25 protein-coding genes are annotated in these 23,087 nt (G+C 61.7%); 14 read left to right on the top strand and 11 right to left on the bottom strand.

What is annotated here, in order from left to right; genetic code table 11:
* Window positions 1-28: 28 nt before the first annotated feature.
* The 4 genes from proB to C4J89_RS22060 all read left to right on the top strand — a co-directional run bounded on the left by proB (window position 29) and on the right by C4J89_RS22060 (window position 3,534).
* The gene (gene proB / locus C4J89_RS22075) at window positions 29-1,147 is read left to right on the top strand and encodes a glutamate 5-kinase (RefSeq protein WP_124365208.1); all 1,119 of its coding nucleotides are present in this window, start codon (window positions 29-31) and stop codon (window positions 1,145-1,147) included.
* A 15-nt stretch (window positions 1,148-1,162) separates the two neighbouring features.
* Window positions 1,163-1,627, top strand: a complete 465-nt coding sequence (locus tag C4J89_RS22070; RefSeq protein WP_124364367.1) for a CreA family protein — start codon at window positions 1,163-1,165, stop codon at window positions 1,625-1,627.
* 102 nt (window positions 1,628-1,729) lie between these two features.
* Window positions 1,730-2,212 carry a glutathione peroxidase gene (locus C4J89_RS22065; protein ID WP_124415578.1) on the top strand — a complete coding sequence of 161 codons (483 nt, stop codon included), beginning with the start codon at window positions 1,730-1,732 and terminating at the stop codon, window positions 2,210-2,212.
* 218 nt (window positions 2,213-2,430) lie between these two features.
* Window positions 2,431-3,534: an NADH:flavin oxidoreductase gene (locus tag C4J89_RS22060; RefSeq protein ID WP_124415577.1), complete on the top strand. Its 1,104-nt coding sequence runs from the start codon at window positions 2,431-2,433 to the stop codon at window positions 3,532-3,534.
* On the opposite strand, the gene C4J89_RS22055 is transcribed toward C4J89_RS22060, so the two are convergent.
* On the bottom strand, window positions 3,503-4,705 hold the full coding sequence (locus C4J89_RS22055) for a glycosyltransferase family 1 protein (protein WP_124415576.1): 1,203 nt from the start codon (window positions 4,703-4,705) through the stop codon (window positions 3,503-3,505). The two genes, C4J89_RS22060 and C4J89_RS22055, sit on opposite strands and share 32 nt — an antisense overlap.
* Before the next feature lie 54 nt (window positions 4,706-4,759).
* A complete protein-coding gene (gene cysZ / locus C4J89_RS22050; protein ID WP_124371815.1) occupies window positions 4,760-5,524 on the bottom strand; it encodes a sulfate transporter CysZ in 765 nt (254 codons plus the stop codon).
* On the opposite strand from cysZ, the gene C4J89_RS26985 reads away from it, so the two are divergent.
* Complete coding sequence (locus tag C4J89_RS26985; RefSeq protein ID WP_164485271.1) at window positions 5,523-5,690, top strand: hypothetical protein; 168 nt, start codon at window positions 5,523-5,525, stop codon at window positions 5,688-5,690. The genes cysZ and C4J89_RS26985 overlap by 2 nt on opposite strands.
* A gap of 127 nt (window positions 5,691-5,817) precedes the next feature.
* Window positions 5,818-6,780 carry a thioredoxin-disulfide reductase gene (gene trxB / locus C4J89_RS22040; protein WP_124364362.1) on the top strand — a complete coding sequence of 321 codons (963 nt, stop codon included), beginning with the start codon at window positions 5,818-5,820 and terminating at the stop codon, window positions 6,778-6,780.
* A 125-nt stretch (window positions 6,781-6,905) separates the two neighbouring features.
* On the opposite strand, the gene C4J89_RS22035 is transcribed toward trxB, so the two are convergent.
* From C4J89_RS22035 to C4J89_RS22010, 6 genes are all read right to left on the bottom strand, one after another.
* Entirely contained in the window at window positions 6,906-7,247 is a 342-nt protein-coding gene (locus C4J89_RS22035) for a HopJ type III effector protein (RefSeq protein WP_164487602.1), read from the bottom strand.
* Window positions 7,240-7,536, bottom strand: a complete 297-nt coding sequence (locus C4J89_RS22030; protein ID WP_124364360.1) for a DUF1244 domain-containing protein — start codon at window positions 7,534-7,536, stop codon at window positions 7,240-7,242. Before C4J89_RS22030 ends, C4J89_RS22035 begins: the two co-directional genes overlap by 8 nt.
* Window positions 7,537-7,619: 83 nt before the next feature.
* Window positions 7,620-7,991, bottom strand: a complete 372-nt coding sequence (gene folX / locus C4J89_RS22025) for a dihydroneopterin triphosphate 2'-epimerase (protein WP_003194073.1) — start codon at window positions 7,989-7,991, stop codon at window positions 7,620-7,622.
* A 2-nt stretch (window positions 7,992-7,993) separates the two neighbouring features.
* Window positions 7,994-8,554 carry a GTP cyclohydrolase I FolE gene (gene folE, locus C4J89_RS22020; protein ID WP_124364359.1) on the bottom strand — a complete coding sequence of 187 codons (561 nt, stop codon included), beginning with the start codon at window positions 8,552-8,554 and terminating at the stop codon, window positions 7,994-7,996.
* A gap of 19 nt (window positions 8,555-8,573) precedes the next feature.
* Window positions 8,574-9,284: a dihydromonapterin reductase gene (gene folM, locus C4J89_RS22015; RefSeq protein ID WP_124364358.1), complete on the bottom strand. Its 711-nt coding sequence runs from the start codon at window positions 9,282-9,284 to the stop codon at window positions 8,574-8,576.
* A 57-nt stretch (window positions 9,285-9,341) separates the two neighbouring features.
* Entirely contained in the window at window positions 9,342-9,899 is a 558-nt protein-coding gene (locus C4J89_RS22010) for an antibiotic biosynthesis monooxygenase (RefSeq protein ID WP_124371811.1), read from the bottom strand.
* Window positions 9,900-10,110: 211 nt separating this feature from the next.
* On the opposite strand from C4J89_RS22010, the gene C4J89_RS22005 reads away from it, so the two are divergent.
* Window positions 10,111-11,070, top strand: coding sequence for a MerR family transcriptional regulator (locus C4J89_RS22005; RefSeq protein ID WP_124364356.1), 960 nt, complete (start codon window positions 10,111-10,113; stop codon window positions 11,068-11,070).
* 2 nt (window positions 11,071-11,072) lie between these two features.
* Here C4J89_RS22005 and C4J89_RS22000 read toward each other — a convergent pair whose 3' ends face one another.
* Both C4J89_RS22000 and C4J89_RS21995 read right to left on the bottom strand, forming a co-directional pair.
* A complete protein-coding gene (locus C4J89_RS22000) occupies window positions 11,073-11,678 on the bottom strand; it encodes a hypothetical protein (RefSeq protein WP_124364355.1) in 606 nt (201 codons plus the stop codon).
* A 57-nt stretch (window positions 11,679-11,735) separates the two neighbouring features.
* On the bottom strand, window positions 11,736-12,203 hold the full coding sequence (locus C4J89_RS21995; RefSeq protein ID WP_124364354.1) for a PAS domain-containing protein: 468 nt from the start codon (window positions 12,201-12,203) through the stop codon (window positions 11,736-11,738).
* Between the two features lie 129 nt (window positions 12,204-12,332).
* Here C4J89_RS21995 and C4J89_RS21990 point away from each other — a divergent pair, with 129 nt between their 5' ends.
* The 7 genes from C4J89_RS21990 to C4J89_RS21960 all read left to right on the top strand — a co-directional run bounded on the left by C4J89_RS21990 (window position 12,333) and on the right by C4J89_RS21960 (window position 22,113).
* On the top strand, window positions 12,333-12,788 hold the full coding sequence (locus C4J89_RS21990; protein WP_124364353.1) for a flavodoxin: 456 nt from the start codon (window positions 12,333-12,335) through the stop codon (window positions 12,786-12,788).
* Between the two features lie 189 nt (window positions 12,789-12,977).
* Complete coding sequence (locus C4J89_RS21985; protein WP_124415574.1) at window positions 12,978-13,760, top strand: class II aldolase/adducin family protein; 783 nt, start codon at window positions 12,978-12,980, stop codon at window positions 13,758-13,760.
* The gene (locus C4J89_RS21980) at window positions 13,760-14,662 is read left to right on the top strand and encodes an alpha/beta fold hydrolase (protein WP_124364351.1); all 903 of its coding nucleotides are present in this window, start codon (window positions 13,760-13,762) and stop codon (window positions 14,660-14,662) included. The genes C4J89_RS21985 and C4J89_RS21980 overlap by 1 nt, the downstream gene beginning before the upstream one ends.
* Before the next feature lie 130 nt (window positions 14,663-14,792).
* The gene (locus tag C4J89_RS21975; protein ID WP_124364350.1) at window positions 14,793-15,704 is read left to right on the top strand and encodes an SDR family oxidoreductase; all 912 of its coding nucleotides are present in this window, start codon (window positions 14,793-14,795) and stop codon (window positions 15,702-15,704) included.
* A 483-nt stretch (window positions 15,705-16,187) separates the two neighbouring features.
* A complete protein-coding gene (locus C4J89_RS21970) occupies window positions 16,188-17,969 on the top strand; it encodes a DUF1302 domain-containing protein (protein ID WP_124364349.1) in 1,782 nt (593 codons plus the stop codon).
* A 25-nt stretch (window positions 17,970-17,994) separates the two neighbouring features.
* Window positions 17,995-19,353, top strand: a complete 1,359-nt coding sequence (locus C4J89_RS21965) for a DUF1329 domain-containing protein (RefSeq protein WP_124364348.1) — start codon at window positions 17,995-17,997, stop codon at window positions 19,351-19,353.
* 258 nt (window positions 19,354-19,611) lie between these two features.
* A complete protein-coding gene (locus C4J89_RS21960; protein WP_124415573.1) occupies window positions 19,612-22,113 on the top strand; it encodes a LuxR C-terminal-related transcriptional regulator in 2,502 nt (833 codons plus the stop codon).
* Here the strand turns inward: C4J89_RS21960 and C4J89_RS21955 are convergent.
* Complete coding sequence (locus C4J89_RS21955; RefSeq protein ID WP_124416061.1) at window positions 22,110-22,985, bottom strand: helix-turn-helix domain-containing protein; 876 nt, start codon at window positions 22,983-22,985, stop codon at window positions 22,110-22,112. The genes C4J89_RS21960 and C4J89_RS21955 overlap by 4 nt on opposite strands.
* Between the last annotated feature and the right edge of the window lie 102 nt (window positions 22,986-23,087).

The following is a 23,087-nucleotide window of genomic DNA, read 5'->3' as shown; positions in this document are numbered from 1 at the left end:
CGCGGCCCTCACTCTAAGGTTGAAGATGATGCGGAGCAAAGTGACAGGTGCGCAGCGCTGGGTCGTAAAGATCGGCAGCGCGTTGCTGACGGCCGATGGCAAGGGACTCGATCGCGCAGCCATGAGCGTCTGGGTCGAGCAGATGGTGGCCTTGCATGAGGCCGGTGTGGAGTTGGTGCTGGTCTCGTCCGGGGCGGTTGCCGCCGGGATGAGCCGCCTCGGCTGGACCGCGCGACCCAGCGCGATGCACGAACTGCAAGCCGCCGCCGCCATCGGCCAGATGGGCCTGGTGCAAGCCTGGGAATCGAGCTTTGCCGAGCACGGCCGCCACACGGCGCAGATCCTGCTGACCCACGACGACCTGTCCGACCGCAAGCGCTACCTCAATGCCCGCAGCACCTTGCGTGCACTGGTGGAGCTCAAGGTCATCCCGGTGATCAACGAGAACGACACCGTGGTCACCGACGAAATCCGCTTCGGCGACAACGACACCCTGGCTGCCCTGGTAGCCAACCTGGTGGAAGCCGACCTGCTGGTGATCCTCACCGATCGCGACGGCATGTTCGACGCCGACCCGCGCAACAACCCTGATGCCCAGCTTATCCATGAAGCGCGCGCTGATGACCCGGCGCTGGACGCCGTGGCCGGCAGTGTCGGCGGCGCCTTGGGCCGTGGCGGCATGCAGACCAAGCTGCGCGCCGCCCGCCTGGCCGCGCGCTCCGGTGCCCACACCATCATCGTCGGCGGGCGCCTGGAGCGCGTGCTCGACCGCCTCAAGGCCGGGGAGCGTATCGGTACGCTGCTGTCGCCCGAGCGCGGCATGCTGGCGGCGCGCAAGCAGTGGCTGGCCGGGCACCTGCAAACCCGTGGCACCCTGGTGCTGGACGCGGGGGCGGTGTCGGCGTTGTCCCAAGGCAACAAGAGCCTGCTGCCGGTGGGCGTCAAGTTGGTGCAAGGCAGCTTCCGCCGCGGCGAGATGGTGGTGTGCGTGGCGCCGGATGGTCGTGAGATCGCCCGCGGCCTGGCCAACTACAGCGCCCTTGAGGCGCAGAAGATTATTGGACAATCGTCTGAAGCGATTGTCGGACTCTTGGGCTACATGGCGGAACCGGAACTGGTGCACCGCGATAACCTCATTCTGGTTTAAACGAAGGAATACCCGATGCGCGTAATGAAGGGATTGCTTGGCCTGTTGCTCGCCATGCCACTGCTGGCCTCGGCCGAAGAGATTGCCCAGGTGTCGACGGTGTTCAAGTTTGTCGGCCCCAACGACCGGATTGTGGTCGAAGCGTTTGACGACCCCAAGGTCGATGGTGTGACCTGCTACCTGTCCCGTGCCAAGACCGGTGGCGTCAAAGGCGGCCTGGGCCTGGCCGAAGACCGCGCCGAAGCCTCGATTGCCTGCCGCCAGGTCGGCCCGATCCACTTCAAGGGTGAGCTCAAGGACGGTGACGAAGTGTTCAAGGAGCGCACCTCGCTGGTGTTCAAGACCATGCAGGTGGTGCGTTTCCTCGACAAGAAGCGCAACACGTTGGTGTACTTGGTCTACAGCGACCGCCTGATCGAAGGCAGCCCGCAGAACGCGGTGACGGCGATCCCGATCCTGCCGTGGCCGACCGCTCAGTAACCTGCAGGCGGGTTTTGTTACGGGCGTCTATAATTGCGGGCTTGCGGGTTGTAAGCTCAAGGCGTCGCGAGGCGTAGAAAAATAGGATATCTGGAGTTCGTCATGAGTGCTTTCCACGACCTGAAACTCAAAGCGTTGGATGGGCAAGAGCTGCCGCTGGCGCCTTACAAGGGGCGAGTTGTGCTGGTGGTCAACGTGGCCTCCAAATGCGGCCTGACCCCGCAATATGCGGCGTTGGAAAACCTCTATCAGCAGTACAAGGACCAGGGTTTCACCGTGCTCGGCCTGCCGTGCAACCAGTTTGCGGGCCAGGAACCGGGCACCGAGGAAGAGATCCAGCAATTCTGCAGCCTCAACTATGGAGTGACCTTTCCCTTGGGCAGCAAACTCGAGGTGAACGGGCCAGAGCGTCACCAGCTCTACCGCCTGCTGGCGGGCGAGGGCGCTGAATTTCCTGGGGATATCACCTGGAACTTCGAGAAATTCCTGCTCGGCAAAGATGGCCGCGTGCTGGCGCGTTTTTCGCCACGTACGCCACCGGAAGATCCATCGATCGTCCAGGCCATCGAAAAAGCCCTGAGCTAACCCTGCCCCTGTAGGAGCGAGCTTGCTCGCGAAAATCGCCAACGATAACGCGTGTGCTCTGGATATGCGCGGCGTCCTCGGGTCTTTCGCGAGCAAGCTCGCTCCTACTGGTATTCGGTGGCTTTAATCGCCTTAATCACCCAGATCAATAGTGCTATCCAGCAAGCCGGGGCGTCCATATTATCCACATCATAAATCTGTCTTATGTGGAGTGCTCCATGCCCGTCCAAGCCTTGTTCAAACCCTTCCAGCTCGGTGCACTGCAACTGTCGACCCGCGTGGTCATGGCGCCAATGACCCGCTCATTCTCTCCGGGTGGCGTGCCCAATGCCCAAGTGATCGAGTACTACCGCCGTCGCGCCGCCGCCGGCGTTGGGTTGATCATCACCGAAGGCACCGTGGTCGGCCATCAAGCCTCCAACGGTTACCCCAACGTTCCGCACTTTTACGGCGAAGCGGCGTTGGCCGGCTGGAAGAAAGTGGTCGATGCGGTCCACGCCGAAGGCGGCAAGATTGTTCCGCAGTTGTGGCATGTGGGCGCCGTGCGCCGTATCGGTACCGAACCTGACGGCAGCGTGCCAGCCTACGGCCCGATGGAAAAACTCAAGGATGGCAAGGTAGTCGTCCATGGCATGACCACCCAGGACATCAAGGACGTGATCGAGGCGTTTGCCCAGGCGGCCAAAGATGCTCAACGCATCGGCATGGACGGTGTGGAAATCCATGGCGCCCACGGCTATCTGGTCGATCAGTTCTTCTGGGAAGGCAGCAACCAGCGTACCGATGAGTACGGCGGCAGCCTGGCCAACCGTTCACGTTTCGCTATCGAATTGATCCAGGCCACCCGTGCTGCGGTCGGCCCGGACTTTCCGATCATCCTGCGTTTTTCCCAGTGGAAGCAGCAGGACTACACCGCGCGCCTGGTGCAAACCCCCGAGGCGTTGGGCGAATTCCTCAAGCCGTTGTCCGACGCTGGCGTGGATATTTTCCACTGTTCCACGCGCCGGTTCTGGGAGCCGGAATTCGAAGATTCCGACCTCAATCTGGCCGGCTGGACCCGCCAGCTGACGGGGAAACCGACGATCACCGTGGGCAGTGTCGGCCTGGATGGTGAGTTCCTGCAGTTCATGGTCAACACCGATAAGGTCGCGCAGCCGGCCAGCCTGGAGAACCTGCTGGAGCGCTTGAATAACGACGAGTTCGATCTGGTCGCCGTGGGCCGTGCGCTGCTGGTGGATCCGGATTGGGCCGTGAAGGTGCGCGAAGGTCGTGAGGCCGACATTCTGCCGTTCAGTCGTGAGGCGTTGACGAGCCTGGTGTAAGCGACGCCAGGGCGGGCACCGGAGGCCCGTCCTTGCATACATCGCGCAACTGACGCTCGAATTGCTCGATGATCGCCGGCCACCCTTGGCGACTGGCGTGTTGCCGGGCATTGAGCCGCGCTCGGCGCAGCGTCTCGCGCTCTTCCAGCAGCCACACGGCCGCATCGCAAAACGCGTTCTCATCCCCCGGCATCGCCAGCACACCGTTGTAACCGTGGCGAATATGCTGGGTCGCGGCTGCCTGGTCGTAGGCCACCACACCCAGCCCGGACGCCATGGCTTCCAGCACCACATTGCCGAATGTTTCGGTCAGGCTGGGAAACAGGAACAGATCGCCCGAAGCGTAATGCCGCGCCAGTGCTTCACCGCGCTGGGCGCCGCAGAACACCGCGTCGGGCAAATCGCGCTGCAACAGGCTGCGCTGCGGGCCATCGCCGACAATGACCAACTTGAGCCGCCGCGATGGATAGGTGGTCTGCAACGTGTCGAAACAGCGTTTGAGCAGCCCGAGGTTTTTCTCTTGGGCGAGGCGTCCTACGTGCAGCACCACAATGTCGTCGTTCTCCAACCCCCAGCTTGCGCGTAAAGCATCATCGCGTTTGGCCGGGTGGAACAGTTGGCTATCGACCCCCCGCGACAGCATCCCAAGACGCTCGAAGTGCCGGCGCTCCAGCTCCAGGCGCTGACTCGCGCTGGGAACCAGCGTCAACGTCGACCGGTTATGAAACCAGCGCAGGTAATGGGTGACCAGGCGACTCAACACGCTCAAGCCGTACTGGTTCGAATACTGTTGAAAGTTGGTGTGAAAGCCGCTGACCACGCTGATGCCCAAGCGCCGCGCCGCGCGTAACGCCGACAAGCCCAACGGGCCCTCGGTGGCGATGTACAACACATCCGGACGCTGGCGGGTCCAGCGGCGCAGAAGTTTGTGCATCGACGATTGGCCCCACTGCAGCCCTGGATACCCCGGTAACGGCCAGCCGCGGCACAGCAGCAACTCATCGTCACTCGGCCGGCTCTGGTCGACGCCTTGGCGGGGGCGCACCAGTTCGATTTGATGGCCGCGCGCGCGCAAACCGTCGCACAGGCGGCCAAGGGTATTGGCCACCCCGTTGATTTCCGGCGGGAAGGTTTCGGTGATCAGGGTGATGTGGAGCGAAGCTGTCGTCATGACCCACAGTGTCGCTGCGGGCCATGTCTTCATTGTGTCACTGGGATGATGGATTTATGACCGAGCCACCTGTTGCCCGGCCATCGCTTCGGCACCTTGCTCGCGCACCCAGAACAACGTGGCGCCGGCGACTGCTGCCGGCATCATCAGCAAGTTGACTACTGGCACCAGCAGCACCAGGTAGACGATCCCGCCAAAACTCATGCTCTGCCAGCGCTTCTGGCGCAGCCAGGCGAGCATTTCGTTCCAGCCCAGCTTGTGGTTGTCGGCCGGGTAGTCGATGTATTGGATCGCCATCATCCACACGCCGAACAGCAGCCACAATGGCGCGGCGATCAGGTTGACCACGGGAATGAACGACAGGATGAACAGGCCGATGGCCCGTGGCAGAAAGTAGCCCAGCTTGCGCATTTCCCGGGCCAGGGTGCGCGGGATCATCGCTATCAGCTCGCCCCAGCTGAACGGCGGGAAGTCGTCGGTGCCACGCACTACGATCTCGACTTTCTCCGCGAGAAAACCATTGAACGGCGCCGCGATGATATTAGCGAGCATGGTAAAGGTGAAAAACACCATCAACACCACCAGCACCACGAACAGCGGCCACAGCAGGTAATTCAAAAAGCTCAGCCAGCCGGGCAGCGTGGGCATCAGGTGGTCGACCCACAGGCTGAATTGGTGGCCTGCAAAGTAGATCAGGCCGACGAACAGCACCAGGTTGATCGCCAGCGGCAGCAGTACGAACAGGCGCAGGCCGGGGCTCAACACCAGTTTGAGGCCTTCGCGCAGGTATTGCGGGCCGGAAAGAGCGGGGGCAGGCATGGAAGACTCCGAGCAGAAGGGCGAACGCGCCGACCTTACCGGCTTTGCCGTGGCGGTGAAAGTGGCGACATCAGCGGTTACACCTGAGTGGACAAGAAGGTCGATCAAACCGGTCGACTGCATAGAGACCACCTATGAGCTGGATTGTTATTCCGTATTTCCTTAATCTTGCCCCCCTCTATACGCTGCACCCATTATTTTCAGGATCTGCGAGTTCAAGCCTTCCCCAAGTGCTTCGCGGTCCTTTTTTATTCCAGCCGTCTTGTTGTCCGGGCGGTCGATAGGAGTGAGTCATGTCTGATACCCGTCATTCGCGAGTGATTATTCTCGGTTCCGGCCCTGCCGGTTACAGCGCTGCGGTCTACGCTGCCCGGGCCAACCTCAAGCCGCTGCTGATCACCGGCATGCAGGCGGGCGGTCAGCTGACCACCACCACCGAAGTCGACAACTGGCCGGGCGACGTCCACGGCCTGACCGGCCCGGTGCTGATGGAGCGTATGAAAGAACACGCCGAGCGCTTTGAAACCGAGATCGTGTTCGACCACATCAACAAGGTCGACTTCTCCAAGAAGCCCTACAGCCTGACGGGCGACAGCGGCGTGTACACCTGTGACGCGTTGATCATCGCCACCGGCGCCAGCGCCCGTTACCTGGGCCTGCCGTCGGAAGAAGCGTTCATGGGCAAGGGTGTTTCCGCCTGCGCGACCTGCGACGGCTTCTTCTATCGCAACAAGCCAGTGGCTGTGGTCGGTGGTGGCAACACCGCCGTGGAAGAGGCGCTGTACCTGGCCAATATCGCCAGCACCGTGACCCTGGTGCACCGCCGCGAAACCTTCCGCGCCGAGAAGATCCTGATCGACAAGCTGCACGCCCGCGTCGCTGAAGGCAAGATCATCCTCAAGCTCAACGCCACGCTGGACGAAGTCCTGGGTGACAACATGGGCGTGACCGGTGCGCGCCTGAAGAACAATGACGGCAGCTTCGACGAGCTGAAAGTCGACGGCGTATTCATCGCCATCGGCCACACCCCGAACACCTCGTTGTTCGAAGGTGTGCTGGAAGCCAAAGACGGTTACCTGGTGGTGCAGGGCGGCCGTGAAGGCAATGCCACCGCCACCAACATCGACGGCATCTTTGCGGCCGGCGACGTGGCTGACCACGTCTACCGCCAAGCTATCACCTCGGCCGGCGCCGGTTGCATGGCGGCCCTGGACGCCGAGCGTTACCTTGACGGTCTGAAAGACGCCTCGTTCTAAGCAGCACTGCAAAACAAATGTGGGAGGGGGCTTGCTCCCGATAGCAGTGTTTCAGTCAGCACATTTGCTACTGAACCACTGCTATCGGGGGCAAGCCCCCTCCCACATTTTGATTTGTGTATGACTCAGGATTTGCGGATCAGCGGCTCGGTGGTGAACTTCACACCGGCCAGGCCATTGGCAATCAATGCGCGGATGTTCCCATGGTCACTGCCGTCAGGCGTAGCCACCACTGAACGGTAATGCTCGCCAAACGCCAGCAGTGCTTCCTGATCGCTCAACCCTTCCAGCAACGCCAATCCAAGTGTCTTGCACGAACCTTCGTTCTGGCCGGCGGCATTTTCCACCTCGCCGTTGGTGAAGGCTTGTGGCTGGTAGTCGTAACCTGCGGCAACAAAGGCCAGGGTGTCGGCAAACGCGTGTTCGCCGCTGTTAAGGCTGGCGCGCAGGGTGTTCAGGTCAGTCATGGGCTTTTCCTTTGGCAAACGCCGCATGTTGGTCGGCGCTGGCTTCTTTCTGGTATTGGGCTTTCCACTCGGCGTACGGCATGCCGTACACCACTTCACGGGCGTCATCGAGGCTCAGCTCGATCTGGCGCTCGTCGGCCTCGGCCTTGTACCACTTGGACAGGCAGTTACGGCAGAAGCCGGCCAGGTTCATCAGGTCGATGTTCTGTACATCCTTGCGGCTGTCCAGGTGTGACACCAGCCGGCGAAAGGCGGCGGCTTCGAGTTCGAGGCGTTGTTGGTCGTTCATGGAATCTCTCCGAGATAGCTTCAAGCGGGTAAGCTTCAAGCTGCAAGTTGGAATGCGTGTGGCTTTTAGCTTGAAGCTTGCAGCTAACGGCTTGCAGCTAACGTAATCGAAACCGACTCGGCAAAGCGCAGCGCATGGGGTTTGTCGACTTCGACTTCGGCGTACAGCACCGACTCGTTGCTCATCACCAGGTCGAGCAGCTCCTGGGTCAGGCGTTCGAGCAAGGCAAAGCGGTTGCCTTCGACGTGGGCAATGATGGCCTTGGTGATGGTGCGGTAGTTCAGCGCGTGGTCGATGTCATTATCGCGCACGGCTTCCTGGGCGGCATACAGGATGGTCAGGTTGATCAGCACATCCTGCTTGTTGAGGATTTCGTCCTCGTTGATGCCAATAAAGGTGCGCAGGCACAGGTCCTTGACCCGGATGCGCGCCATGCCTGGTTGAAGTTGTGGCATTGCTACTTGCTCCGTCCAATCAGTTGCAGGAACTCCATGCGCGTGGTGTTCGACTCGCGGAACGCGCCGAGCATCACCGAGGTGTTCATGGTTGAATTCTGTTTTTCCACGCCGCGCATCATCATGCACATGTGCCTGGCTTCGATCACCACCGCCACGCCGGCGGCCTGGGTCACGTCCTGGATGGCGTCGGCAATTTGCCGCGTGAGGTTTTCCTGGATCTGCAGGCGCCTGGCATACATGTCGACGATGCGCGCCAGTTTCGACAGGCCCAGCACCTTTCCGGTCGGAATGTAGGCCACATGGGCCTTGCCGATAAAGGGCAGCAGGTGGTGTTCACACAGCGAGTACAGCTCGATGTCCTGGAGGATCACCATCTCGTCGTTGTCGGAGGCGAAGAGCGCGCCATTGACGATTTCTTCCAGGTTCTGCTCGTAGCCATGACACAAGTATTGCATCGCCTTGGCGGCGCGCTTGGGGGTGTCGAGCAAACCTTCGCGTTCCGGGTCTTCGCCCAGGCCTTTGAGGATTTCGCGGTAATGGTGGGGCAGGGACAAGGTCATACAACATCCTCAAAACGGCTTACTTGATATGCCGCCCGCCGTTGACGGTCAGGGTGGTCCCGGTGACATAGGGGTTGTCCAGCAGGTAACGCACGCTCTGGTAGATCACCTCAGGCCCGGGCTCGATGCCCAGTGCCGACTTGGCCAGGACCTTGGCACGGTAGGCCGCGTCGTCGCCTTCATTGAACATCACCATGGCCGGCGCGATGCCGTTGACCTTGATCAGCGGCGCGAACTCTGCGGCGAACGACAAGGTAAGGCTGTCGAGCCCGGCCTTGGTGGCGCAATACGCGATGTGCTGGCGGCTGCCCTTGCGTACCACGTCATCGCTGATATGCACGATATCGGCCGGTGTCGAACGTTGCAGCAGAGGTGAACAATGCCGGTTGATCAGGTACGGCGCAAGCATGTGCACGCTGAACATGTCGGTAAAGGCGTGGCTTTCGTCGTCAGGCGTTTCCGCAATCCAGGCCGAGGCGTTGTGGATGATCGCGCGCAGCGAGTCGGTGTGGGCCTTCAACTCAGTGATGAACGCCACAATCCCCGCTTCGCTGGAAAAATCGGCAAACAGGCCGACCGCACCGCGTTCGCGCAGCAGCTGCACCCCTGGGCGTTCGCTGCGGTAGCTGAAGATGACCGATTGCCCTGCGTCCAACAGGCGTTCGGCGCAATACAGGCCGACGCGCTGGCCGGCACCGGTGATCAGGATCGGGGCGTTGGTTGCAGTCATGGGAGGCTCTAGTCGCTGGCAGGTGGAAACTATACCAGCGACCCGTCTCCCCTGTACTCAGGCAGCGGCTTCGCTGGCCTTGCGTGGTGGCGTGGGATGCAGCCAGTTCGCCAGCAGGTGCGTCGACAACGGAATAAAGAAGTACACCATCAGCGGTGTGAGCGCCAAGGTGCTGACCAGCACCCGGCTGAACAGGTCCAGTTCGCCGAGCAAGGGTGCCAGGCCAAAATTGAACAGCAGCGACACCGGGAAAAACGCCAGCCAGATCGCCACCGCCTGTTTCCAGCGGGGTGGGCGGGCTCCCACGGCGCCAAACCAGCCATCGATGCCGCTCACGCGGTGCTCGGAAGGGTCGGCAAACAGTTCGCTGCCACGGCTCAGCCAGGCACTGCGCGAAGCGGAAAACTCCCAGGCATGCAGGGTTTTTTCGTCGGCGAAGCGGAAGATGATCTGGAATTCATCGTCATTGGGCGGCGGGGCCAGCACGCCGGAACCCAGGTAACCGGGGAAGTCGGTGGCCAGTTGTTCGCCTTCGCGCAGCCAGGCCATCAGCTCTTCATAGCGTCCTTTGGCCACGCGGCGCGCGACCATCAAGGTGACGGGTGAGGTAGACATGGTATATCTCCAAATGTACGGGTGCGCTGAACCGGGTAGGTGGCGCACAAAGAGGCGGCCGGGTGAGGCCGCTCTCTTAAAAAACAGGCAAGGATTATTCCTCTTTTGCCGAAATACACCAGAGACGTTGGTCCGATAAGTACGGCCTTGAAAAAGACAGGTCGATAAGCGTTAAATACCCTTCAGCCAGCATTGCCACATTTGGTCACCAATGCCCTTGATTACCGCTCCGATTGATAGCATTTCGCGTCTGATTTCGACAGATTCAGATCAGCTTTTTCCGATTCGGGAAGTCTCGAGATTGACAGGCGTAAACCCGGTCACCCTGCGAGCGTGGGAGCGGCGCTACGGGCTGATCCAGCCCATGCGCACCGAAAGCGGGCACCGTCTCTACTCCACGGCCGATATTGAGACGGTCAAGCGTATTCTTGATTGGACTGAACGCGGCGTAGCGGTGAGCAAGGTTGGCAAGATTCTGGCGCGTGACGATCAACAGATCGAAGCAATTCGTGCCGAGCGCGACGCGGCCGAAGACAGCGAATGGCCGCAGTGGCGAGCCCGGCTGATGCATGCCATCAGTGCGTTCGACGATCGTCAGTTGGAGAGCGTGTACGGCCAGGTGTTCTCGACCTATCCCCTGAGTATTGCGTTTCAGGACATTCTGATGCCGTTGTGGCGCGACTTGCTGCGCTACCAGGGCCGTTTCGGCCAGGCCAGTGAATGGCTGTTTTTCGATTCTTTTCTGTGCATGCAGACGTTGCTGCGCCTGCAGGTGGCAAGCGCATCGCCCGCCCCCCAGGTATTGCTGAGCGCCCTGCCGGGCGAGTGCCGCAAACTGGAGCTACTGGTGGCGGCGCTGTTGATGAGCCGGGAGGATTCGCCCGTGAAGGTGCTGGGCTTGGACCAGCCGGTCGATGAGTTGACCCTGGTCTGTGAAAAGATCCGCCCCCAGGCGCTGGTCATGTTCTCCAATCACTTGCATAAGCATGACTTGGCTGCACGGCTGAGCCGCTTGGCGTTGACCCTGGACTGCCCGCTGTTTCTCGCAGGCGCTGCATCGGACCTGTTGCAGGCCGATCTGGCCGGCACGTCCATCGGCTGCCTCGGCAGCGAAGGGCGCCAGATGCAGCGCCGTTTGCAGCAGTTTCTCAGTGGCGGTCTGGATACCTGATCTCAGGCATGTACATGGGGATGCACCAGACGATGCTGGTGCAGGATGAATTGGCGCAGGCGCTCGATTTCACCTGCGTCACTCTGATTCAGACGGTAGGCAAACAGGCCCCGTGCGGTTTCCCGTTCCAGCGTGCCACGCAACGCAATGCGTTCGTAACCGGACGGACTGAACCACAAAGAAAAGGTTTTCGGCGGTTTGGCTCGGCCACGCCCTTCCACCAGCACACCCTTGAATGACACTTCGTGCACCCACAGCGCACTGGCGTAGCCCTTGATGTTCTCCAGGGCCACCGGTGTTTCAAGGGCCAGGCGCCACGGGCGGATCATCGGCCCGTCTTCAAAGATACTCGGCACGCCCAGGCGAAGATGCACCGCATGAAACTCATCTTCCACCAGGTGCAGGGGAAAGGTCAGTTGCTGGTTATCGAACTGCGCCTGGATGGTGACTTGGTCGTGAGCGGCCAACCGCGTGAGCAAATCGCGAATCTGCGCACCGCCATTCACCGTCAGGCTCGACCATGCATCCCGCAGGTTGAGCTGCGGGTTGTGCTGCATGTCCTGGATAAACGCCAGTTCGTCCTGCGTCAAAAGAGCATCGCGGTGCATGGATATAGCTCAAAGTTGGGCGTTAAAAGGCCATTATCGCTCTAAAGAGCGCCATTTTTACAGCTTGTTAATTCCACTCGTCACCTTGAGCGCCGCCAGCTCAGCTTTAAGCTCGGCTACCTGGGCTTCCAGCTGGGCGACGCGTTGCTGCGCTTTTACCTGGACGGTGACGTCTTTTTGCACGCCGACGAAATACGTCTGCTGGTCGGCCGCGTTGTACACCGTTGACAGTGATAACTCGTTCCAGAAATGCGTGCCGTCCTTACGGTAGTTGCGCAGGATTTCCCGGCACGCGCCACCGCTGTCGAGCGCCTCGCGAATCGCCATCAGGCCTGGCTGGTCACGGTCGCCCGCCTGCAGGAAACGGCAATCCTGATAAAGGATGTCGTCCAGAGTGTAGCCGGTCAGGCGTTCGAAGGCCGGGTTGACGTAGATCAGTGGCTTGTCTTCGCCTTCTCGTTCGGCGACGACAATCCCGTCGTTGGAGGCGTTGATGACCATTTGCATCAGCTTGGCGTTGATCATTGAGCGGTCCATGGCTTGTTGTTGAGGTCTGAAGTTTATGACACGTCTTGAATGTTGCACGGCGCGCGCTGAGAAATCTGCGCCAGCTGCTAATATCCTACGCTTTCGCTCAATTACAGGATCAGATTGATGAAAGTCGCCATCCTTTCCGGCTCGGTCTACGGCACAGCTGAAGAAGTCGCTCGCCACGCCGAAAAAATCCTCAAAGCAGCGGGTTTTGAAGCCTGGCACAACCCGCGTGCCACGCTGGCCGACGTGCAGGCCTTTGCGCCCGAGGCGTTCCTGGCGGTCACATCGACCACCGGCATGGGCGAGCTGCCCGACAATCTGCAACCGCTGTACTCAAGCATTCGCGACCAGTTGCCCGCCGCCTGGCGCGGCCTGCCCGGTGCGGTCATTGGCCTGGGCGACGCCAGCTACGGCGATACCTTCTGCGGCGGCGGCGAGCAAATGCGCGAAGTGTTCAGTGAGTTGGGCCTGCACGAAGTGCTGCCGATGCTGCGCCTGGACGCCAGCGAAAGCGTGACCCCGGAGACCGACGCCGAACCGTGGCTGGCCGAGTTGATTACTGCACTGCAGCGCTGACCGACCCCATGAGGCGCTGTCCGCGTGTTTTTATTGGCGGCGCTTCTCTGACACCGTTTGTACTATTCTCCAGGCTGACTCGCTCAGTCATCAAGCTGGCTGCGAAGGCAACTCCGCAAGCCAGGGCGTCTGACTAGACTGGCTCATCACTTAAAAAATAATAATAAATGCGCCAAGGAGGTCATTATTGTGAGCCTAGCCACCGTTCTATCGTCACAGAATGTCAAAGATCAGGTCAGCGCGGCCGAATGGCAAGCCCGTGTCGACCTGGCGGCCTGCTATCGCCTGGTGGCGATGCACGGTTGGGATGATCTGATCTTCACGCATATTTCCGCCAAGGTGCCGGGCACCGATGATTTCCTGATCAACCCCTATGGGCTGATGTTCCACGAAATCACCGCCTCAAGCCTGGTCAAGGTGGACCAGGCCGGCAACAAGCGCATGGACAGCCCTTACGAGATCAACCCCGCGGGCTACACCATCCACAGCGCCATCCACGAAGTGCGCCACGACGTGACCTGTGTGCTGCACACCCATACTGCCGCCGGTGTCGCCGTGTCTGCGCAAAAGCAGGGCGTGCTGCCGATCAGCCAGCAGTCGCTGTTTGTGCTGTCGAGCCTGGCCTATCACGCCTATGAAGGCGTCGCACTGAATCACGATGAAAAGGCGCGCTTGCAGGCGGACCTGGGCGAACACAACTTCCTGATGCTGCACAACCATGGCCTGCTGACGTGCGGCGCGACCATCGCCGACACCTTTCTGATGATGTTCACGTTCCAGCGCGCCTGTGACATCCAGGTACTGGCGCAGAACGGCGCTGCCGAGTTGATTACCATCGAGCCGCAGATTCTGGCCGGTGCCAAGGCGATGGTGGCCGCTGTCACAAAAAGCGCCCAAGGTATGGGCGGTGCGCTGGCCTGGCCGGCGCTGCTGCGCACATTGGATAACCAGGACCCCGGGTATAAAAGCTGATGCCACTTGCCGAAATACCGCTCAGCGCCTGGCGCAAACGCGGCCAGGATTTCGTCTTTCGCGGCCGCTCCATTCGTTATTGGGTGGCCGGGCAGGGCGAGCCGCTGCTGTTGATCCATGGCTTTCCCACGGCCAGTTGGGATTGGCATTACCTGTGGCAACCCCTGGCCCAGCGCAATCTGGTGATCGCCTGCGACATGCTCGGCTTCGGCGAATCGGCCAAACCGCTTGATCACGAGTACTGCCTGCTGGAGCAAGCCGACCTGCAACAGGCGTTGCTTGAACACCTGGGGGTGGCAGAGCCGGTGCACATATTGGCCCATGACTATGGCGACAGTGTTGCCCAGGAACTCCTGGCCCGGCATTACGAAGGGCGGTTCCAGATGGCCAGTTGTGCGTTTCTCAACGGTGGGCTGTTCCCCGAAACCCATCGCGCAACCTTGGTGCAGAAGTTATTGCTCAGCCCCCTGGGCTGGATGATCGGACGAGCCTCTGGACGAAGTAGCCTGGCCAACAGTTTTAACCAGATTTTTGGTCCCCGGACGCTACCGAGCGAAAGCGCCCTGGATGATTTCTGGAGTTTGATTGAACACAACGACGGCCCGCGCATCCTGCACAAGCTGATCAACTACATTCCCCAGCGCCGTCGCCTGCGTGACCGCTGGGTGGCGGCAATGCAGCGCGGCGACGTGCCGTTGCGGGTCATCGACGGTGAGGTCGACCCCATTTCCGGCGCGCATATGGTGGAGCGCTATCAACAGCTGGTGCCGAATGCCGATGCGATCTTGCTGGCCGATATCGGCCATTACCCACAACTCGAGGCGCCGGTCCAGGTGCTCAGGCATTACCAGGCGTTTCGCGAGCGTATTGGCCTGCGGTCAGCGCGTGCGGCCTATTCCTGAGCCTTGCGCCCCAGGGCGGCATCATCCCGCTGCCTTATCGAGCACCATTCAGCGGCGGCCGTATTTATTGTGACCCAAGGCCCGGTGCCGGACACTCTGCCCATTGCCATTGTCGCCCAAGGAGTTCGGTATGAGTCAGTCAGTGCAGTTGCAGGATAAGGTCGTGATCGTCACCGGCGCCGGCGGCGGATTGGGCCGCGCCCACGCGCTGCTGTTCGCCCGGCACGGGGCCAAGGTGCTGGTCAATGACCTCGGTGGCTCGACCCAGGGCGAAGGCGCCAATGCCTCGGCGGCCGATCGGGTGGTGGCCGAAATCCGCGCAGCGGGTGGCGTTGCGCACGCCAACCATGATTCCGTCACCGACGGCGATAAAATCGTACAGAACGCACTGGATGCCTTCGGCCGTATCGATGTGGTGGTGAACAACGCCGGTATCCTGCGCGACAAGACCTTCCACAAGATGGACGACAGCGACTGGGACCTGGTTTACCGGGTGCATGTCGAAGGCGCCTACAAAGTCACCCGCGCCGCCTGGCCGCATCTGCGCGAGCAGGGCTATGGCCGGGTGATCTTCACCGCGTCCACCTCGGGCATCTACGGCAACTTTGGCCAGTCCAACTACGGCATGGCCAAGCTTGGCCTGTATGGCTTGACCCGAACCCTGGCGCTGGAAGGGCGCAAGAACAACATCCTGGTCAACGCGATTGCGCCCACCGGCGCCACACGCATGACCGAAGGGCTGATCCCGCCGCAGGTGTTCGAGCGTCTCAAGCCGGAACTGGTCAGCCCGTTGGTGGTGTACCTGGGCAGCGAAGCCTGCCAGGAAACCTCAGGTTTGTTCGAAGTGGGCGGCGGCTGGATCGGCAAGACCCGCTGGGAGCGCAGCCTGGGCGTAGGCTTTGACCCCGAAGCGGGCTTTTCGCCGGATGACGTGGCGGCGCACTGGCAGCAGATCTGCGACTTCGAAGGCGCGGCGCACCCCAAAGACACGATCGAGGCATTGAAGGAGATGATGGCCAACTTGCAGAAGTTCAGCCTCTGATCGTTGCCGTAAAAATAGTCAATCCCACGGGGCGTCAATGGCGCCCCGTTTTTATTCCAGGCATAAAAAAGGCCGCTGCACAGGCAGCGGCCGAAGTAAGACGTTGGATCAAGGAGCGATAAATCAACGTCAGTGAACACTGGTAACAGATTGAATGTCTTGGTAATCCGTTGAATTCAAGCTTTTCTCCAGAGCCTCGGAGCGGGCTGTTTGCCCTGAAAGCGAAATAAGCATAGTCGGTTGTAACAGAATGAGTAATAGCAGTTCAGGACAAGGACTGTTACCAAAACGACAATAATTGAGCGCATGCCATCGATGCTTCTGATAGGCCACCATCCATCCAATCCATGACGCGCGCCGCACCCATGGCCCGCGCGGCCCGTCATCCTTTCGGGCGACAACACGAATACCTCCTTGGTGCGCTTATCGCTCCTCCTGGGCGGCAGTAGGGTGGGGCCTTCTGTCACTCACCGGGGAAGACGCATGACAAAAACAACAATGCGCGCCATCTTCACGCCACAGGCGCTGGCCGCTGCGGTTGCTCTGGGTTGCTGTGCCCAGGCCCACGCTGTTTCGTTCAACATCGGCGAGATCGAAGGGCAATTCGATTCCTCGCTATCGGTCGGTGCGAGTTGGGGCACGCGGGACGCCGACAAAAGCCTGGTCGGCACCGTCAACGGCGGCACGGGCCAGGCGTCTACCGGGGATGACGGGCGCTTGAACTTCAAGAAGGGCGAGACCTTCTCGAAAATCTTCAAGGGCCTGCATGATCTTGAACTGAAATACGGCGACACCGGTGTGTTCGTGCGCGGCAAGTACTGGTACGACTTCGAGCTCAAGGACGAAGACCGCGAGTTCAAGCAGATCAGCGACCACAACCGCAAGGAAGGCGCCAAATCCAGCGGTGCGCAGATTCTCGATGCCTTCGTCTACCACAACTATTCCCTGGGCGACCTGCCCGGCACCGTGCGCGCCGGCAAGCAAGTGGTCAGTTGGGGCGAAAGTACCTTCATCGGTAACTCCATCAACAGCATCAACCCGATCGACGTGTCGGCGTTCCGTCGTCCGGGGGCCGAGATCAAGGAAGGCTTGATCCCGGTGAACATGCTGTTCGCCTCCCAGAGCCTGACCAATCAGCTCACCGTAGAAGGTTTCTACCAACTGGAATGGGACCAGACCGTGCTGGACAACTGCGGCACCTTCTTCGGCGGTGACGTAGCGGCGGATGGCTGCACCGGTAACTACACAGTGGGCAGCCCGGGGATTGCACCGCTGCAACCGATTGCAGCGGCACGCGGCCAAGGCTTTGTGGTCACCCGCGAGGGTGTGGTGGTGCAGCGCGCCGCGGACCGTGATGCGCGTGACTCCGGCCAGTTCGGCGCCGCGTTGCGCTGGCTGGGTGACGACACCGAATACGGTCTGTACTTCATGAACTACCACAGCCGCACCCCGACCGTGGGCACGATTACCGCCAATACCAACCTGGCAACCATCGGCGCCATTGGTGCCGCCGCTCCGCCGGGCTTTGGTGGGGCCCTGGCCCAGAGCACCATGCTCGGGCGTGGCCAGTACTACCTGGATTACCCGGAAGATATCCGTCTGTTCGGTGCCAGCTTCTCCACCACCTTGCCCACCGGTACGGCGTGGACCGGCGAAATCAGCTATCGGCCAAATGCGCCCGTGCAACTCAACACCACCGACCTGACCCTGGCGCTGGTCAACCCGATTGCCGGCAACACCGCGTCGCCGATCCGCAGTTCGTTTGGGGCCGACAACAAAGGCTACCGTCGCAAGGAAATCACCCAGATCCAGAGCACCATGACCCAGTTCTTCGACCAGGTGCTGGGCGCCGAGCGCCTGACGCTGGTGGGCGAAGCGGCCGTCGTGCACGTCGCTGGCCTGGAAGACAAAACCAGACTGCGTTACGGCCGTGACTCGGTGTACGGCGCCTATGGTTTCCAGGGTGACACCGACGGGTTCGTCACCTCCACCTCCTGGGGCTACCGCGCGCGGGCGATCCTTGACTACAACAACGCGATTGCCGGGGTGAACCTCAAGCCCAACCTGTCCTGGTCCCATGACGTGGCCGGCTACGGCCCCAACGGCTTGTTCAACAAAGGCGCCAAGGCGATCAGCGTCGGTGTGGATGCGGATTACCGCAGCACCTACACCGCCAGCCTCAGCTACACCGACTTCTTTGGCGGCGACTACAACACCCTGACCGACCGTGACTTCCTCGCCCTCAGCTTCGGCGTGAACTTCTGACTTGGCTTAAAGAAGGACAAGAACTATGCGTAAGACAATTGCAGCGTTGGCCCTGAGTCTGCTGGCCGCCCACGTGATGGCCGCGGTATCGCCGGAAGAAGCCGCCAAGCTCGGCACCAGCCTGACCCCGGTCGGCGCCGAAAAAGCCGGCAACGCCGATGGCTCGATCCCGGCCTGGACCGGCGGCATTCCGAAAAACGCCGGCGCGGTGGACAGCAAGGGCTTTCTCGCCGATCCGTTCGCCAGTGAAAAACCGCTGTTCGTGATCACCGCCGCCACCGTCGACAAGTACAAGGACAAACTCTCCGACGGCCAGGTGGCGATGTTCAAGCGCTACCCCGAGACCTACAAGATCCCGGTGTACCCGAGCCACCGTACGGTCAACCTGCCGGCGGATATCTACGAGTCGATCAAGCGCAGCGCACTGAACGTCAAGGCGATCAACGACGGCAACGGCTTGGAGAACTTCACAGGTAACCGTTACTACGCGTTCCCGATTCCCAAAAACGGTGTGGAGGTGTTGTGGAATCACATCACCCGTTACCACGGCGGCAACCTGCGCCGCATCATCACCCAGGCCACGCCACAGACCAACGGCAGCTACACGCCGATCCGCTTCGAAGAGGAAGTGGCGGTGCCGCAGGCCATCCCCGATATCGACCAGGCCAAGGCGGCCAACGTGCTGAGCTATTTCAAGCAATCGGTCACGGCGCCGGCGCGGCTGGCCGGCAACGTGCTGCTGGTGCACGAAACCCTCGACCAGGTGAAGGAGCCACGCCTGGCCTGGATTTACAACGCCGGCCAGCGCCGGGTGCGACGGGCGCCGCAGGTCTCGTATGACGGGCCGGGCACCGCCTCCGACGGCCTGCGCACCACCGACAACTTCGACATGTTCTCCGGCGCGCCCGACCGCTATGACTGGAAACTGGTGGGCAAGAAGGAACTGTACATCCCTTACAACAGCTACAAACTCGATTCGCCGACCCTCAAATACGACGACATCATCAAGGCCGGGCATATCAACCAGGACCTGACCCGCTATGAGCTGCATCGCGTCTGGGAAGTGGTCGGCACCGTCAAGCCGAGCGAGCGCCACATCTACGCCAAGCGCCACATGTACATTGACGAAGACAGCTGGCAAGTCGCCCTGGTGGACCACTACGACGGTCGCGGCCAACTGTGGCGCGTCGCCGAAGGCCATGCGCAGTTCTATTACGACCACCAGGTACCGGCCTACACCGTGGAAACCCTGTACGACCTGATCGCCGGGCGTTATCTCGCGCTGGGTATGAAGAACGAGGAGAAGAGCAGCTTCGTCTTCGGCTTCGCGGCCAAGGCAGCGGATTACACCCCCGCGGCGCTCAGGTCCGAAGGCGTGCGCTGATTTCGGATGTAAAGATCATTCCCACGCTCCCGCGTGGGAATGCAGCCCGTGACGCTCTGCGTCACCTGTGCGCGACGGTTGGCGGGACGCGGAGCGTCCCAGGAGGCATTCCCACGCAGAGCGTGGGAATGATCATTCGGGGGCCCCCTCCCACATTGGGTTTTGCGCATGTCTTTCAATCACCCCGCTGAATACTTCTTCAACAACCGCCCGCCACAGGACTAGGGTTGCATCACAATAAAAAAGCAGGATGCAGCAATGACCGCCATGACACGCTGCCTGGACCGTCCTGGATTCATGCCCCGGCTGTCCGCTCACCATCTGCTGCGCCCGCGCCTGGCCGCGCCTTTGCTCGCGGCACCGGCGCGGGTGAAGCTGCTGTGCGCGCCGGGCGGCAGTGGCAAGAGCGCGCTGCTTGCCGAGTGCGCGTTGCAGGCGCCGCCTGGGTGCCAGGTTCACTGGTTGGCGCTCAATGGCGTAGTTGCATGCCCGGTGGATTTCTCCCGGCGCCTGGCCCACAGCCTTGGGCTGTCTTACACCGATGAAGCGACGTTATTGCTGGACCTGGGGCGTTGGCAACACTCGGCGTGGCTGTTCCTCGACGATTTTTGCCGGCTGCCCGCGCCTGCACTGGACGCCTTGCTGGACCGGTTGCTCACCGCCAGCAGCCCGGCGCTGACCTGGTGGCTGGGCGCGCGGCGGCGGCCGGCGTGCAATTGGCCGCGCCTGTTGCTCGATGACGAATTGCTGGAGTGCGGCAGTACGGAACTTTCGTTCAGCGCGACGGAAATCCAGGCGTTGCTCGGCCCAGGGCAGAGCGTCGACAACATCATGCAATTCAGCGCCGGATGGTGCGCCGGGGTGCGTATTGCGCTGCTCGGTGACGGCCATCCCGATAAAACCCTGCTCGATTATCTGCAACACGAAGTGTTCAGCAGCTTGCCAGCGGAATTGGCCGAAGCCTGGCGGGTGCTGGCCAACCTGCCGCGCTTCAATACCGGCCTGTGTGAACACCTGTTCGGCTCGGGTGACGGCGCTCAGTACCTGCGCGAGCTTCAAGCGCTCGGTGCGTTTATCCAACCCTGGGAAGGCACCACCGATTGGCTGCACATTTTTGCGCCCCTGGCGCGTTTGCTGCGCGAAGAACCCTGGCCGGCCAAGCGCGCCTGGCACCGGCGCGCGTGCCAGTGGTTCAGCGCCGAGCAGGACTGGCAGGCGGCCTTTGAGCAGGCGCTGCTGGCGCAGGAATATGAGGGCGCAGTGAGCCTGTTGCAGCATTTCAGTTTCGAAGACTTGTTCCGCGGGCAAAATGCGGTGCTGCTGTTGCGCCTGCATGAGCAGCATGGCGATGAACTGATGCTCGGCTCGGCACCGCTGGTGGGTCTGGTCACGGCGGCACTGCTGTTTGCCGGGCGGTTCGAGCAGGCGGCGGTGTGCATCGACCAGTTGGCTCGATTCGCGCCGCGACCGACGGCGGCGGCGCAGCGTCATCTGGTGGCGCGCTGGCAGGCGCAAGTTGGCTGGTTATTGCACCTGAGCGGCGATGCCGAGGGTTCCCGCGAGCATTTCCTCGAGGCCCTGCAAGCCTTGCCCGAGAGCGCCTGGACATCGCGCTTGATGTGCCTGTCGGGCCTGACCCAGCAAGCCATGCTGCGCGGTGAGCTGGACGTGGCCCAAGCGCTGAATCGCGAAGCGCTGTGCCTGGCCCGCGCCCACGGCTCGCTGGTGCTGGAGGCCTTGCTCGAGTTGGATCACGCCCAATTGCTGGAACAACGCGGCGCGCCTTACCGGGCGCAAAGCCTGTTGGAAAGCCTGCAGGCGATGCTGGTCGAGCAGCGCTTGCAGGCTGGGCCGCTGATGGGGCGTATCGCCCTGCGACGTGGGCATCTCGCCTTGCGCCAAGGTCAGGACGCATTGGCAAGCGAGTGTTTCGAGGCCGGTTTGAACATCTGCCTGCACAGCCAGGACAAGCGGGTGCTCTACGGGTTTCTCGGGCTGGCGCTGCTGGCGGCGAATCGCGGTGATTACGCCCAGGCGTTTATCCAGTTGCGCGATGCCGAGCGGCTGATGCAGCAGCGCCATGTCCCCGACCTGGTGTACCGCGCGGTCCTGTTGTTGGTCAGCGCGCATTTCTGGTTGCAGCAAGGGCGCGCGGAGTTGACGGTGCAAGCGATGCGCCGCGTGTTGCGTCACTTTCATGGGCCCTGCGCCAAGCAGGCGCCGCCGGCCACGCTGGAATTGATCCCGCGTCTTGAGTACCTGTTGGTGCTGGCCGAGGTCAGGCTGGGCTGCGCCGAAGACCCGCTCGAGCGGCTTGGCGCTTTGCTCGACAGCACCCGCCAACGCGGCATGCTCTGCCTGGAAACCGAACTGCAGCTGGTGCTGGGGGAGGTGGCCTGGCGGCTGGGCGAGCCGGCGCGCGCGCGCGTGGCCCTGCAAGCCGGCCTGGAACTGGCGGCGCGTTGCCAGGTGCAGCAGGCGGTGCGCGAGTTGCGTTTACGTGCGCCGGGGTTGCTCAGTGAGTTGGGGCTGGAACCGCAGGCCGCGCCAGTCGGCGCCACGCAGAACCCGCTGAGCCTGCGCGAACTGGAAGTGCTGCAGTTGATCGCCCTGGGCAACTCCAATCTGGAAATTGCCGAGCGCCTGTATATCTCCCTGCACACGGTCAAGACCCATGCGCGGCGTATCCACAGCAAACTCGGGGTAGAGCGGCGCACCCAGGCAGTGGCCAAGGCCAAGACGCTGGGCTTGATGGGCTAGGTGCGAAACGCCTGGCGATAGTCCCCAGGCGCCGCCCCCATGGCTTGGCGGAAGCGCTGGTTGAAATGACTGGCGCTGGAGAACCCGCACCGCCAGGCAATCTCACCCACGGCCAGGGCGCTGTTGCGCAACAGCGCCCGCGCACGGGCCAGCCGCCGCGCCAGCAGGTATTGGTGGGGCGGCCAGCCGAAGCTTTGCCGGAACATGCGCGCGAAATGGTATTCCGACAGCGCGCACAGGCCGGCCAGTTGGCCAAGGCTGATGGCGTCCTGCAGGTGATGGTCGATGTACTCCACCAAGCGCCGTCGCTGGTGCGCGGCCAGCCCACCTTTGACGCGCAGGCCTTCGCGGGCGCCGACCTGGCTGAGCAGGGTATGACTGAGCATTTCATGGGCCAGGCTGCTGGTCAGCAGGCGCTCACCGGGCTCCTGCCAGTTGAGGGCGATCAACTGGTGAAAGCGTGCGGCCAGGCTGGCGTCCTCGAGGAAGGTGCTTTCGCGCAGCTGCAGCTCACGGGGCTCGCGGTCGAGCAGGGTGACGCAGCCGAGGGCGAATTGTTCGGGGCTGAAATAGACATGGGCCAGGCGAATCTGGCCATTGATCACCCAGGCCGATTGGTGCTCGGCCGGCAGGATGCACAGTTTGTCGGGGCCGCCCTTGGTGCCCGGTTGGTCACGGCGAAAAGTGCCGGTGCCGCCGCCGATGTAGCACGACAAGGTGTGATGGCTGGGCGCCTGGTAATCCTGGGCATCGTGGTGGTTGCTCCACAACGCCGCAGACAGTCCGTCACCGAGCTCGGCGCAGGCTTCCAGGCGTGCGTTGGGCGAGCGGTTAAGGGCTTGAAAGACGTGCAGCGATTGCAGCTCTGGCATGGTGTGTTCTCCGACGTTTTGCATCCTACTCCGCCGTCATGGCGCTGTGATCCCCGCGCCCTGAAAAAGCGCAAGAATGTGCAAGAGCGTCGCACAAGGAAA

The sequence above is a fragment of the Pseudomonas sp. R4-35-07 genome (assembly GCF_003852235.1).
Lineage (GTDB): Bacteria > Pseudomonadota > Gammaproteobacteria > Pseudomonadales > Pseudomonadaceae > Aquipseudomonas.
This window is presented reverse-complemented; position numbering and strand designations above follow the sequence as displayed.